The 12,187-nt window shown below is 44.1% G+C and carries 12 protein-coding genes and 1 pseudogene; 11 read left to right on the forward strand and 2 right to left on the reverse strand.

The genetic code is table 11. From position 1 onward, the window contains the following. Positions 1 to 105: 105 nt before the first annotated feature. From H0R92_RS13805 to H0R92_RS13835, 7 genes and pseudogenes are all read left to right on the forward strand, one after another. Positions 106 to 390, forward strand: coding sequence for a hypothetical protein (locus tag H0R92_RS13805; RefSeq protein ID WP_432966187.1), 285 nt, complete (start codon positions 106 to 108; stop codon positions 388 to 390). A gap of 183 nt (positions 391 to 573) precedes the next feature. Next, positions 574 to 997, forward strand: a pseudogene (locus H0R92_RS13810) (Rpn family recombination-promoting nuclease/putative transposase); the annotation flags it as partial. Beyond that, entirely contained in the window at positions 984 to 1,502 is a 519-nt protein-coding gene (locus H0R92_RS13815; protein ID WP_432966190.1) for a hypothetical protein, read from the forward strand. The pseudogene H0R92_RS13810 and the gene H0R92_RS13815, both read left to right, overlap by 14 nt. Before the next feature lie 397 nt (positions 1,503 to 1,899). Continuing rightward, complete coding sequence (locus tag H0R92_RS13820; RefSeq protein ID WP_432966193.1) at positions 1,900 to 3,690, forward strand: alanine--tRNA ligase; 1,791 nt, start codon at positions 1,900 to 1,902, stop codon at positions 3,688 to 3,690. A 237-nt stretch (positions 3,691 to 3,927) separates the two neighbouring features. Next, a complete protein-coding gene (locus H0R92_RS13825; RefSeq protein ID WP_432966196.1) occupies positions 3,928 to 5,010 on the forward strand; it encodes a peptidylprolyl isomerase in 1,083 nt (360 codons plus the stop codon). 61 nt (positions 5,011 to 5,071) lie between these two features. Next, a complete protein-coding gene (nusB, locus tag H0R92_RS13830) occupies positions 5,072 to 5,503 on the forward strand; it encodes a transcription antitermination factor NusB (RefSeq protein WP_432966199.1) in 432 nt (143 codons plus the stop codon). Beyond that, positions 5,500 to 7,296, forward strand: coding sequence for a hypothetical protein (locus H0R92_RS13835; RefSeq protein WP_432966202.1), 1,797 nt, complete (start codon positions 5,500 to 5,502; stop codon positions 7,294 to 7,296). Before nusB ends, H0R92_RS13835 begins: the two co-directional genes overlap by 4 nt. 71 nt (positions 7,297 to 7,367) lie before the next feature. Here the strand turns inward: H0R92_RS13835 and H0R92_RS13840 are convergent, their stop codons facing one another. Next, a complete protein-coding gene (locus H0R92_RS13840) occupies positions 7,368 to 7,634 on the reverse strand; it encodes a co-chaperone GroES (protein ID WP_432966205.1) in 267 nt (88 codons plus the stop codon). Between the two features lie 280 nt (positions 7,635 to 7,914). Here H0R92_RS13840 and H0R92_RS13845 point away from each other — a divergent pair, with 280 nt between their 5' ends. Continuing rightward, positions 7,915 to 8,874: a hypothetical protein gene (locus H0R92_RS13845; protein WP_432966208.1), complete on the forward strand. Its 960-nt coding sequence runs from the start codon at positions 7,915 to 7,917 to the stop codon at positions 8,872 to 8,874. Then, on the forward strand, positions 8,874 to 9,626 hold the full coding sequence (locus H0R92_RS13850) for a LysM peptidoglycan-binding domain-containing protein (protein ID WP_432966211.1): 753 nt from the start codon (positions 8,874 to 8,876) through the stop codon (positions 9,624 to 9,626). Before H0R92_RS13845 ends, H0R92_RS13850 begins: the two co-directional genes overlap by 1 nt. Here H0R92_RS13850 and H0R92_RS13855 read toward each other — a convergent pair. Beyond that, positions 9,623 to 10,225 carry an NUDIX hydrolase gene (locus H0R92_RS13855; RefSeq protein ID WP_432966214.1) on the reverse strand — a complete coding sequence of 201 codons (603 nt, stop codon included), beginning with the start codon at positions 10,223 to 10,225 and terminating at the stop codon, positions 9,623 to 9,625. The two genes, H0R92_RS13850 and H0R92_RS13855, sit on opposite strands and share 4 nt — an antisense overlap. A 199-nt stretch (positions 10,226 to 10,424) precedes the next feature. On the opposite strand from H0R92_RS13855, the gene H0R92_RS13860 reads away from it, so the two are divergent. Together H0R92_RS13860 and pgsA are read left to right on the forward strand one after the other, a co-directional pair. Beyond that, positions 10,425 to 11,246 (forward strand): AAA family ATPase, encoded by an 822-nt coding sequence (locus H0R92_RS13860; protein WP_432966217.1) that lies wholly within the window; start codon positions 10,425 to 10,427, stop codon positions 11,244 to 11,246. 55 nt (positions 11,247 to 11,301) lie between these two features. Continuing rightward, complete coding sequence (pgsA, locus tag H0R92_RS13865; protein ID WP_432966220.1) at positions 11,302 to 11,892, forward strand: CDP-diacylglycerol--glycerol-3-phosphate 3-phosphatidyltransferase; 591 nt, start codon at positions 11,302 to 11,304, stop codon at positions 11,890 to 11,892. The last annotated feature ends 295 nt before the right edge of the window (positions 11,893 to 12,187 follow it).

Genomic DNA, 12,187 nt, shown 5'->3' on the forward strand with positions numbered 1-12,187 from the left:
CAGATGTGCCGGTATTACCGTGCATAACGCCCCTCGTAAAAAGTTAATATAAAGCACAGCACAGATGTAGATAAGCGGATTATCCGCAATGTTTCAAATCCCGCCATGGACGGCGGAAAGGCCGATTATCCGCGATGTTTTGCAACGCAAAACTCGTCGCATAAAACCGAGCAGGAAGCACGGTTTTATGCCATGTTCCCGCCCGGTTCACCGTTTTCCATACGCTTTCCGACCCGTACACGGACGTACGGAAAAGCTATAGGTAACCAGTTTTACGCAAAGCGTAAAACTGAAGTTAAAAAGGGAACAGGACGTTCCCTTTTTAAACATTGTAACACAAAATTCCTAAAAAAACAAAGTTTTTGGGAACGTTTTTTTAATGTGTTTTAAGGGCGGGAAGAATACCGAATGCGAACGGGGGAAGTGCGAGGGGCGAACTTTGAACTTCGGCATTTGAAGTTTGAAGTTTGACATTCACACTTTGAACTTCGACATTTGTACTTTAAACTTCGACATTAGCAGTCGGTGTCGTAGTCATATTCGGCTATTAACATATTGATTACCTCCCATGATTGGACGAGGATGTATACCGAAAACTTAAAAAAAGGTGAAGTGTATACAAAACCGTCTAAGTGTATTACAATAAACATAGTCGGTGAAGGTTTTAAGTTAAATGAACTTTGCGAGGAAAGTGCGTGTAATGCTTGCGGATAATTCTCCTGTAATGGAACAGACAAATAAAACGATAGACGCAATGTTCCAAAACCCGAAAGAGCGGCGGCTCTATAAAAACCGTATGAAGTATAAACACGACAAAGCTTCTTGGGGACATTTCGGTTATACCAAGGGTGTGCAAGCGGGTATTACCGAAGGCATTACTCAAGGTGCCCGGCAAAAAGCTCTTGAAACGGCACGACTTATGAGGGTTGAAAAGCTCGGTGTTGACTTGATTTCAAAAGTTACCGGTCTTTCGGAAGCGGAAATTGCAAAGCTCTAAGTTTTTTATAAAAAAACACTCCCTTCTCGCCGTCCTTTTTACAGCCGTACTCACCGTCCTGAACACCCTTAATTTTTTATTTTCATCCGAGCCGCTTTTTCCCTTTGTTATTTGGGGTGCGGGGGCGGTTTTTCTTATCTGTAGCGCGGTGTTTTATAGTAAAAGCTGCAAAAACGTTAAGCGCATGATAGATTTGTTGAATAAGGCGGGCACTTATAAAGACATAGCCGACGCGCTTTTTACCGGGTTTTTGCACTTCGGAACCTCCATGCCCCGCGGCTATTCAAAAGAATTCCGCATGTATGCAAAAGGTTTTAAAGATTTTGCCCGCACGGAACTCGAACAAAACGGCAGCTTAACCGAAGAGGAGTTTTCCGAATTGATACGCTTACAAAAAATTGTCCGCACAAAAAATCTCTTTGAAAGTCTGCTTATAGCGGCTGCGGCGGCATGGTTTTTAATACTTCCGGCTGCCGTGATTCTCATGTTAAAAGAATTGATGTAAAACCCGTGCTTATCTTACGGCAGAACATGTCATTCGTATCGGGCGGTACTAATATCTCGTATCGAGCGATACTAACGCCTCGTATCGCTCGGATCAGGGGTGCCCGCTCGCTTGGATCAGGGGTGCCCACCCGCCCGAATCGGGGGTGCGTTATTTATTCCGGCACGGTAATCGTTACGGTGTTTTCGGTGTGCGTAACACCCGCTAAAGCGGCATGTAAAAACCGCACAATTTGTTTTTTAACTGCCAATCGGAGAAACTTGAACTCCTCTACGTTCCCGCGCCCTTTGCGGTTACATCCCTCTCTAAACCCCTTGCGTCCCCTGCGCTCCTTGCGTTTTTTTCAACTCCGTGCGAAATATTGACTTTTATATACCGCTTAGCTATTATATAGTATATGACAGCAAATGAATTACGTTTTAAATATATAGAATTTTTTAAAACAAAGGGTCATACGGAAATATCGGGTAAGTCGGTTATCCCCGAAAACGACCCAACCGTTTTATTTACCACTGCGGGAATGCATCCGCTGGTGCCCTATTTAATGGGAGAGCCCCATCCTTCGGGAACGCGGCTGTGCGATTATCAAAAATGTATACGCACGGGAGACATCGATTCGGTAGGGGATTCAAGCCATCTTACCTGTTTTGAAATGCTGGGCAACTGGTCGCTCGGCGATTACTTTAAAAAAGAATCCATAAGCTGGAGCTTTGAGTTTTTAACGGGTAAAGAATGGCTGAATATTCCCGTCGATAAATTATCGGTTACCGTTTTTGAAGGCGAAGAAGGCATTCCCCGCGACGAAGAGTCCGCTTCAATATGGATGTCGCTCGGCATCCCCAAAGAACGGGTACACTTTTTGCCGCGAAGCGACAACTGGTGGGGCCCCGCAGGCGAAACCGGTCCCTGCGGTCCCGATACCGAAATCTTTTACGATACCGGAAAAGCATCATGCGGCGATAACTGCAAGCCCGGCTGTTCATGCGGTAAATACATCGAAATGTGGAACAACGTCTTTATGGAATACAATAAAGACAAGGACGGAAACTACACCAAGTTAAGCCGCCGCTGCGTCGATACCGGTATGGGAATCGAGCGAACATCGGCCATGCTCCAAGGTAAAAAATCCGTATACGACACGGAAGTGTTTCAGCCGATTATCAAGTCGCTGGAAAACTTAACCGGCAAAAAATACGGCGAAAACGAAGCCGACGATACGTCAATCCGCATTATCTGCGACCACGTACGCGCGGCCGTCTTTATTATCGGAGACCCCAAGGGCGTACTTCCCTCGAATGTGGGAGCGGGCTATGTGCTGCGCCGCCTGATACGCCGCTCGGTGCGCCACGGGAAAAAACTCGGCTTGGAAAAAGCCTTTTTAGGAGTTCCCGCTCAGGTTGTTATCGAAAACTTTAAAGCCGCCTACCCGGAACTTGAAGAAAAGAAGGCCGTTATCCTGGAAGAACTTTTGCGCGAAGAAGAAAAGTTCCTCGAAACTTTAAAAAAGGGCGAAGCCGAGTTTGAAAAGCTTTTGCCCAATTTGATGAAAAACCCTGCAAAAATCATTCCCGGCCGCGTCGCCTTCCGCCTCTACGATACCTTCGGCTTCCCCGTTGAATTAACCGAAGAGCTTGCAGGCGAGCACGGCATGAAGGTAAACCGCGCCGAATTCGACGAAGCTTTTAAAAAGCATCAGGAATTGTCGCGCGCCTCAAGCAATCAGGTTTTTAAAGGCGGTTTGGCCGACCATTCGGAAATTACGACAAAGTACCACACCTGCACCCACTTGTTGCAGGAAGCTTTGGCCCGCGTTTTGGGCGAGCACATTGCGCAAAAAGGCTCGAATATCACCGCCGAGCGCATGCGGTTCGACTTTTCGCATCCCTCCCCGATGACAAAAGAAGAAATCGCGCAGGTTGAAGCGATGGTCAACGAGCAGATAAAGCGCGACCTTCCCGTTACGGTTGAAGTGATGGATTTGGAAGAAGCAAAAAAAACGGGTGCGCGTGCCCTGTTCGGCGAAAAATACGAACAAAAGGTAAAGGTATATTCAATCGGCGATTTTTCAAAAGAAGTGTGCGGCGGCCCCCACGTGGAACACACGGGAACCATCGGCACGTTCAAAATACAAAAAGAGCAGTCGTCGTCAGCGGGTGTGCGCCGTATACGGGCGGTGATTCAAGCGTAACGGGCGCTGTCGGAACGGTCGGAAAGCAATCGGCTTTTTAGACAAGCCCGAAAATTAAAACAAAGTCGGTTTTATGCGGTGATTTTTTTGGATAATATATTCGAATGTGCCGATTGAACACATTCGCTTTAGGTTGTAACGCAGGGGCGTGCAAGTTGTTGTATTTTTATATAAGTCATACGGGCTTTTAGCATAAAATAAAAATCGCCCGAAAATGTTTTGTAAAAAGGATAGGATATGAAACGTTTGTTTGCAGTATTGTTTGTGTTTTCGGTTACAGTGTTTTTTGCATCGGCGCAAAACGATTTGCAGCCGCTGGTTACGATAAAGTTAAACAAAACCGAATCGATTACGCTTAAGCAGCTTAAAAACAGGGTGGCCGTTTACCAAAAACAAACGGGAATGCCGTCTTTTACCGTCGAGCAAAAAAAAGAAATACTCGACGCTATGATTGACGAAAAATTGGCGCTTCAAGCGGCGCAAAAAGCGGGACTTTCCATTACGGATGCTGCCGTTAACGACTATTTTTTGAATTCCATTGCCGCACAAGTCGGTCAGCCTATAAGCGAGCAGGAATTCGCCGCTTTAATAAAAAGTCAAAGCGGAATGTCGCTGGACGATTATTTTTCGGCGCAGATAGGTATGAATCTGTCCGAATACAAGAATTTTCTTAAAAATCAACTCATTGCCCAGCAGTATGTTATGTCCCTTAAACGGAATGAACTGCAAAGCACCTCCGTTTCCGATGCCGAGATTCGTTCGTTTTTTGAAATCAACAAATCAAACTTTGTGCAAAACGATATTCTAAAACTTTTTTTGGTTGTTATTCCCAAAGGGAAAGATGCCGAGTCTGCAAAAAAAACGGCCGATTCTTTGAGAACCGATTTAAAAAATAAAAAAACAACCTATGCTCAGCTTAAAGTAAAGGGCAAACTTGAGAATTCGGGTTTTCAAGCCGGCGATATGTATGTCAGTAAGGGGACACTTGCCGCTCAACAGCTGGGAATGGATTATGACGCATTGCTTAAACTTTTTTCACAAAATGTCGGTTTTATGTCCGATGTAACCGAAACTCCTTCGGATTTTCAGTTTTACACCGTTCAGGAAAAATACGCTGCAAAGATACTTGCTTTGGATGATGAAGTCCAGCCCGATACGGCCATTACCGTATACGAATATATTAAACAACAAATAGGCCGGCAAAAAGAAGCTGCCGCCTTTGCCTCTGCCGTTGAAGACGTTATGCGTTCTTTGCGGACCCCCGAAAATTACCATATGCTTAAAACGGGCGACGCTTTGAACAAGCTTTTGGACTGGTAAAAGAGAGCCGCTGAGGGCGGCTTGCCTTTTTTAACAGAGTCTTAACCGAATAGGAGAAAAAATGGCCAGGCGAAAAAGCCGGATTTTGGCGTTTCAGGCATTGTATGCATGGGATTCCGGCACAAAGGATGAAAAAACGCTGCTTGATTTTTCTTGGGCATCCGAAGCACAGCTTGAGCGTATCGGTGAAGACGGCAAAACCTTTGCACGTCTTATAATCGGCGGTACCCTTGAAGCTATAGACCGCATAGATGCCGTAATTTCACGCCATTTGGTTAACTGGGAAATCGGCCGGCTCAACAAGGTTGACTTGGCCGTTTTGCGTATGAGCGTGTATTCCCTTTTGTTTCAAAAAGATATTCATCCGTCCATCGTTATAAATGAGGCGGTCGATATTTCGCGCGAATACGGTTCGGACGACGCTTTTCGTTTTGTCAACGGTGTTTTGGCTTCCGTTAAGTCGACGCTCGAAACGGAAAACCGAAAGCTATGAAACCTTGTACGGCGTTTTTTTTTGCAGTTTTTGTAATCTTTGCTTTTTTAGGTTTTGCTTCTTGTTCGTCGGGATCTTCTTCTTCCGCCTTTATAGAACAGCTTGATATTGCAGACGGTTTTATTGCAGCCGAAGATTACGGGGGAGCATGGCGCCTGCTTAAAAAAAATGCAAAACATGCACATACGTCGTGGGATTATATAGGCCTTATTCGGCGTGCCCTGTTATTAAGCAAAAACGATTTTGCCGAAAAACAAATGCGTAAAGCGTTGTCGCTTTTTCCCGACAATCAAGAGCTTTTAGCGGTGTATACGCATTTTTTAATATCTTCAAATCGGACGGATGAAGCCCGTCCCTATGCGGTAAAATTGGAGGGCGGTAAATACGGATCCCTATATGCGGAACTTCGATTTCGTACCGCCGGTGCCGCCGGCACCGAATCGGAAAGCACACATTTTTTATCATCCGCATATACTCAAGCATATATCGACGCGGCGGCGACTACCGGAAACAGCGCATATGTACGCAACGCCGCTTTAACCTATGCTTTGTCGGGACGCATGCGGGATGCCTTTTCCCTGCACCCTGCGGCGATGTCGGTATATGATATGCCGGAGTTTTGGGCGCGCCTTTCATATGATTCCGGTAATTTTATCCAATGTGCCGAAGATTTGCAGTTCGTACAGCCGAGCGCCGAAGCGGCCGCATTGTCGGCCGATGCTTTTTTGCGTTCCGGCGATGAACAAGCGGCCATTAAAGCATGGATTCATTCTATCGACCGTTTTCCGCTTGCGAATCCGGCTTCGTGGTACAATGCCGCCCGTGCCGCCCTGCATGGCGGGAATATGGGGTATGCATACTTTTTTTTATCGTCGCTTACACGGAATTTTCCCGACTATATTCCCGGTTTGAGCGCATACGGAAAATTATCCGTGTATGATGCGCCGCAAACCGGCGAACATCTTTTTTCGGCTGTTTTAAAAGAAAAAGGTATTAAAACCTTAAGTATGGAGCTTGACGATGTTGTGCCGCGTGCGGATCCGAGGGAAGCGCTGCTGCGTATGGAAAAAAGCTTAAACCGCAAAAAAGATGCGGCCCTTGCACTGGAACATTTAAAGTTGCAATGGATGCTTTCGGACTTACAGACGGGAACCGCCGCCGCTTCGGGTGAACGGCAAAAAGCCGCGGATATTTGGCGGCTGCTTGAAAAAAATATCGACGCTCCGTATGAAAACGACTCGCTTATTATCCGCTTTGCCCTGTGGTATTTTTGTAATAACAATATGATAGCGGAAGCATCGGAATTGTTTAATAATTGGACTGCCGTGCGGTATAATCTTGAGTCTGATGCTGCCGGCAAAAAACAAGATAAAGAAAAAAACAAAAAAGAAGATAAAGAAGAAAGCGGCGTTGTATTTAAAGATGCGTGGGAATATGAAATCGCCGCATACATCGCTTTTAGACAGGAAGATTATTCCCTCGCCGAAAAAATTCTTGCAGCGGCGCAGCACAACAAAAACGTTGCTATATCGCCGAATGCCCTTCTTAATCTTGCCCTGTTGTATAACGGATCGAGCCGGCGCATACAAGCGCTTGCGCTGTACAAACAAATATTGGATACGGATATAGATAAAAAGTTAAAAGCCGAAATTTATTATAAAATTGCCCTTATTCAGCGCGAAAAAAAAGAAAACCGCAACGCGGTTTTGTCGCTGAATCAGGCATTGTCTTTGGATCCGGCTCACAGCAGATCCCGGCTTATGCTTAAACAATTGGATGCTTCGGCTCAGTAAATGCCGAATTATGCCGTTTATCATAAAAAAAAGACTGCTCAATCCCCTTGGGACGGCAGCCTTTTTAGTTTTTATTCGATAACCGCAATTATATCTTCGGCTTTTAAGATAAGGTGCTCTTCGCCGTCGATTTTGATTTGGGTTCCGGCGTATTTATCATACATAACCCGCTGTTTGGGTTGGACGGTAATCTTTTCTTTATCCGTACCGATTGCAATTACACAGGCTATTTGAGTTTTTTCTTGAGCCGTGTCCGGAATAATAATTCCGCCGGCTGTTTTTGATTCGGTTTTTTCCATTTTTACCAGAACTCTGTCCGCTAAAGGTTTAACCTTCATTCTAATCCTCCAAATACAAAGATAATCTTGTTAAACATAAATATACAAAAAAAAAGGCGCTTCCGTCAACTTAAAAAGAAATTAAGAATATGTACTTTTTTTTAAAAAAAGATAAATTAACGTTGTATTTATTGAAAAAATATTGTATCATCTTTATTATTGAGGCATTTTGTTTCAGTTTAGTCCGATTCTTTCTTGGCTGTAAAAATCGCTGCGGTTTCGGCTTTATGGTGCTTTAATATGCCGCTGGTGCGGACTTCTATAAAACCAGGAGGATTGTATGAAAAAATGGATAGTTCCCGGCTTATGCCTATACTGCCTTTTTACCTTGTTTTTCTTCGGCTGTAAAACTCCGCCGAAGGATACGACGCCTGCAGAACAACCCGATTCTACAGGTCAAGCCGTCGTTGAAACAACCGATAATACGGGAGTTGTGCAGCCGGCCGGTTCCGATTTAACTGCAGCCAATGCAAAATTGCTCGAACAAGCTGCCGCGGCTCGTAAAAAAGCCGTCGATGCCGGCGCTCAGCGCAACTTGCCCAAAGAACTTGCGGCAATCGATAAAGAGTCCCGCGACCTTCAATCGGCATATAAAGCCGGCGGCGATCCTGCCGAATTTAACAAAAAAATGTCGGATATTGTGTACCGGTATAAGGCTTTGGAACAAGCGTCTTATGCGTATGCGGATCGGAAAAAAATTACCGATATGGATTTTGTAAAATATGCCAAAAAAGAATATGACGAAGCGGACAAAGATTTTCGCAAAGCCGAATCTATGTTAAAATCCGGTGCAAGCGGAAAGGACTTGTATGACATTTCAAAAAAATCCGCAGACGGTTATCGTTCCGTAATAAAAGCGGGTTACAAGGTATTGGCTGAAACCGAGCGGGATAAAGTTGCCGCCCTTAAGCAAAAAGCCGATGAGGTAAAGTCATCCGTTGCGGATAAAAACGGTTATACCGGTGCCGTTGCATTTTATACAAGGGCGAATCAGGAATTGCAATCCGGTCAAACCGAAAAAGCCTATAATAACTATGTTACTTGTTATGGTATGTTGGACAAAGTGTATCAGGGAGTTTTGAAAAAACGTGCGGCCGCTGAAGAGGCTATGGCGCGCGCAAAACGCCGTGTGGAAGAATCCGATGCCGTAGCTGTCAAAGCCGATGCTATCGCTCCTGTTGAACAGGTAGAGGCGCTTGACGCTTTGGACAATACTAAATCCGGACAGGGGGCCCAATAATGAAAAAAAACGTATTAATTGTTTTATGCCTGCTTGGAATTTTTGTGTGTGCTCTTTCGGCTGCAAGTTATATAGATAATCCGTATCAAAAACTGGCCAGAGAGTATAAGGCAAAATCGGAAAAAGCCTTTGATGCCGGCGATTATGATAAAGCGGTTGAATATTCTCTTTTAGCTGAAGAAAATGCCGAGTTGTCGGAAGCATATGTTGCCGAAATGCTTGCAAAATATGAAGCCAATACCCGTATTATTTACGCGCGAAACAGAGTGTTGTATGCTAAAAATTTAAAGGCGGATGTAAATTATCCTATGGCATTTGCGGCAGGACAAAAAGCTTTGGATAATGCCGTTTTGGCATACGGTATGGAAAACTGGGCGACGGCAACTTTATATGCCGAAGAGTGTTTGACGGCGCTTCAGGGTATAAAAGAAATATTGCCGCTTCCGAAATATTATATTGTAACGCCTTGGGCAAAATCAAAGGATTGCTATTGGAATATTTCGGCAAAACCTTATGTATATAACAATCCGCTTTTGTGGGAAAATCTGTATCAGGCAAATAAATCTTCCATGCCGGATCCTTCCAATGCGGATCTTATTCATCCCGGTATGAAAATTACAATTCCCAGTTTAAATGGAGAGTTCCGCGACGGTGTATATTCTCCTTCCGTAAAATATGATGTTTACGGTGCTCAAAAAACGGGTACGGAAAATTCACCCGGCATCTACGGTCAACAAACTCCGAAACCTTAAGTATCGGATTGTCCGTATAAATACAGGGCGGCCGCCATAAGTGCATGAATGTACGGCGGGCGCCCCATTTTTTTATATACCTCGCCGATCGGAACGACAAGCGGCTGTAGAAATTCATCCTCATCCGGCTCCGGTTTTCCGATGTCTGAAAGGGCGGTTGCTGTAAAAAAGTAAACAGTGTTGCAAAACAAAGCGGGGTTTGGATTCATAGTTCCGAGCAGGGTGCAGTTTTCGGCTTTAAATCCGGTTTCTTCACGCAGTTCCCGCAATGCGGCATCTTCGGGGGCTTCTCCTTCGTTTATAACGCCGCCCGGAAATTCTATGCTGAGTTTATTTTCTCCAGCGCGCCATTGCTTTACAAGTAAAAAACACGGCTCGCTGATACCGGCGCTTTTTTGCATGTCGTTTGCAGACAATACGGGTACCGTTATCACCCAATCGGGTGCGTTAACCGTAATAAAGCTTTTTTTTTCGCCTGCGGGTGAAACGGCTTGCTGATCGTTTATTGTAAATACCGGTGTTTTGTATATGCCCGTTTTTGTGTTTACTTCCCAAATTAAATTGTTGTTCATGCCTTTTGTTTTAGTATCGTCATTCATAAAACTGTAAAATCCCCTTTGACAAGTTTTGGTTTTCGCCTTATTCTATATATGCATAAAAGATGTACAAAGTACGCTGTGTTTTTATAGAATAAAGAATCCGCTTGCTAAAGTAAAGAGGCGGTTTTATTGCCGCGGATGCGGTTGGATTGTAAAAAACGGCGTACGTTCCCGATGTGTATTATAGTGGGGGTGTGTTATGGCTGTTATTGCGATTTCACGGCAGGTTGCGGCTTGCGGCGATGAAATAGCTGCGGAATTGGCGACTTTATTGGGATATACGTTTATAGACCGCAAGGATATTGAAGATAAAATCATATCCTTAGGTTTTCCTGCGGAAAAACTTGAAAAATACGATGAAAAAAAACCCGGATTTTTTGCCTCTCTTGCTAAAAATAGAGATGAATATTTGGATTATCTTCAAACGGCGATATTAGAGGCGGCCGCTTTAGGAAACTGTATTTTGATAGGACGCGGTGCTTTTGCCGTTTTGGAAAAAGTGCCGAATCTTTTGGCCGTACGCTTTGTTGCATCGGATTCCGTGCGTACAAAACGCCTTATGGATGAGTTTGCATGGGATGAAAAACAAGCGCTGCAGCGCATGGAAGAAAGCGATTCGAATCGCATAGGCTTTCATAAAAGTTTTTTTAACATATCGGTAGAAGATCCCGCCCATTTTCATGTGGTTTTAAATACCGGTTTGTTCAGTGCCCATAACGCGGCCCTTGTGCTTGCTGAAATGTGCAAAAAATTGATTACCAAAGAGCTTGAGCAAAGCGGCAAACAAAAAATCGAAGATTTACTGACAGCCCAGCATTTGGTTAATACGCTTGTTTTTGAGTATAAGTTAAGTATCAATTTTTTGCGGGCGATTATAAACGGCAAAACGCTTACATTGCAAGGAATTGCCGAATCTCCCGTTGTTGCAGAAAAAGCGGTGAAAATTGCATCCGACATTATAAAAGACAAAGAAGTCCTTTCGGCTATCAGTATTGTACAGGACTTTAAATCTTATCCTTAAAAGACCGTCTATATCGGTTGTTTACAGCCGCTGTTTTTTGTGCTATAGTTAAACCATGAAAACGGCGGATATGCTCAGCGCGGTGCGTATTTTTTTTGCGCCCGTATTTTTTTTCCTATACTTTATTCCTTTATGGACCCAAAGTTTTTTTCATGTATCGGCATACCTTTTGCTTCCTCTGCTTGTTTTAGCTGAATTTACCGATTTTTTAGACGGGTTTTATGCGCGGAAGCATAACGAAGTAAGCGATTTCGGAAAACTGTTTGATCCCTTTGCCGATGTGTTTTTGCATGTGACGACTTTTTTTTGTTATGCGTTCAGCGGATATATGCCCTTGTGGACGCTCGTTTTGATTATTCACCGCGAATTGGGAATGCTTTTTGTACGGCTGATTGCCGTAAAACACGGCATTACGATTGGGGCCAAGATGGGCGGGAAGATTAAAACCGTTTTATATATAGCGGCGGGTATGTTTTCCCTTGTTTTGGAAAGCGCTACAAGGCTTGATTTTACTGAAAATCTTCCCATGCAGGCATTGCGTGCAATAGGAATTTTATTGTATGTGCTTTGTGTCGTATTCGCTTACGCCTCGTTTATTCATTATATAATTTCATTTAAATCAGCTATACACGATAAAACAAGATAAAATGCTAAGATAGCGTAAGGGAACTGAAAGAAAAGAGAAAAAAAGTAAAAAAAAAGCGATAATGCGCTTGACATAAAATAGTGAGATATGATATATTCAATTCACTCGCCGCTAAGGCAACAATCACAGTGCTTTGCGGGGTCGGTTGAAACGTGTATGGCGTGTAAAACCGGAGAAACTTGAAATACTAGGGAAGGGAAGAAAGAACGCAAGTATGGTTCGAGTACAAAAGAAAAGGGCAGCTGTACGGAAGGTACAGCGAAAATGTTTCTGTGGCAGCTGAAAAGCGGTCATG

The organism is Treponema sp. OMZ 840, assembly GCF_050937815.1.
In the GTDB taxonomy this organism is placed as follows: domain Bacteria; phylum Spirochaetota; class Spirochaetia; order Treponematales; family Treponemataceae; genus Treponema_C.

Excerpts from the sequence above, each read along its gene's own strand:
- H0R92_RS13805 (WP_432966187.1), top strand. The coding sequence starts at position 106 with ATGGACGGCGGAAAGGCCGATTATCCGCGATGTTTTGCAACGCAAAAC.
- H0R92_RS13820 (WP_432966193.1), top strand. The coding sequence starts at position 1,900 with ATGACAGCAAATGAATTACGTTTTAAATATATAGAATTTTTTAAAACA.
- H0R92_RS13825 (WP_432966196.1), top strand. The coding sequence starts at position 3,928 with ATGAAACGTTTGTTTGCAGTATTGTTTGTGTTTTCGGTTACAGTGTTT.
- nusB (WP_432966199.1), top strand. The coding sequence starts at position 5,072 with ATGGCCAGGCGAAAAAGCCGGATTTTGGCGTTTCAGGCATTGTATGCA.
- H0R92_RS13835 (WP_432966202.1), top strand. The coding sequence starts at position 5,500 with ATGAAACCTTGTACGGCGTTTTTTTTTGCAGTTTTTGTAATCTTTGCT.
- H0R92_RS13840 (WP_432966205.1), bottom strand. The coding sequence starts at position 7,634 with ATGAAGGTTAAACCTTTAGCGGACAGAGTTCTGGTAAAAATGGAAAAA.
- H0R92_RS13845 (WP_432966208.1), top strand. The coding sequence starts at position 7,915 with ATGAAAAAATGGATAGTTCCCGGCTTATGCCTATACTGCCTTTTTACC.
- H0R92_RS13850 (WP_432966211.1), top strand. The coding sequence starts at position 8,874 with ATGAAAAAAAACGTATTAATTGTTTTATGCCTGCTTGGAATTTTTGTG.
- H0R92_RS13855 (WP_432966214.1), bottom strand. The coding sequence starts at position 10,225 with ATGAATGACGATACTAAAACAAAAGGCATGAACAACAATTTAATTTGG.
- H0R92_RS13860 (WP_432966217.1), top strand. The coding sequence starts at position 10,425 with ATGGCTGTTATTGCGATTTCACGGCAGGTTGCGGCTTGCGGCGATGAA.
- pgsA (WP_432966220.1), top strand. The coding sequence starts at position 11,302 with ATGAAAACGGCGGATATGCTCAGCGCGGTGCGTATTTTTTTTGCGCCC.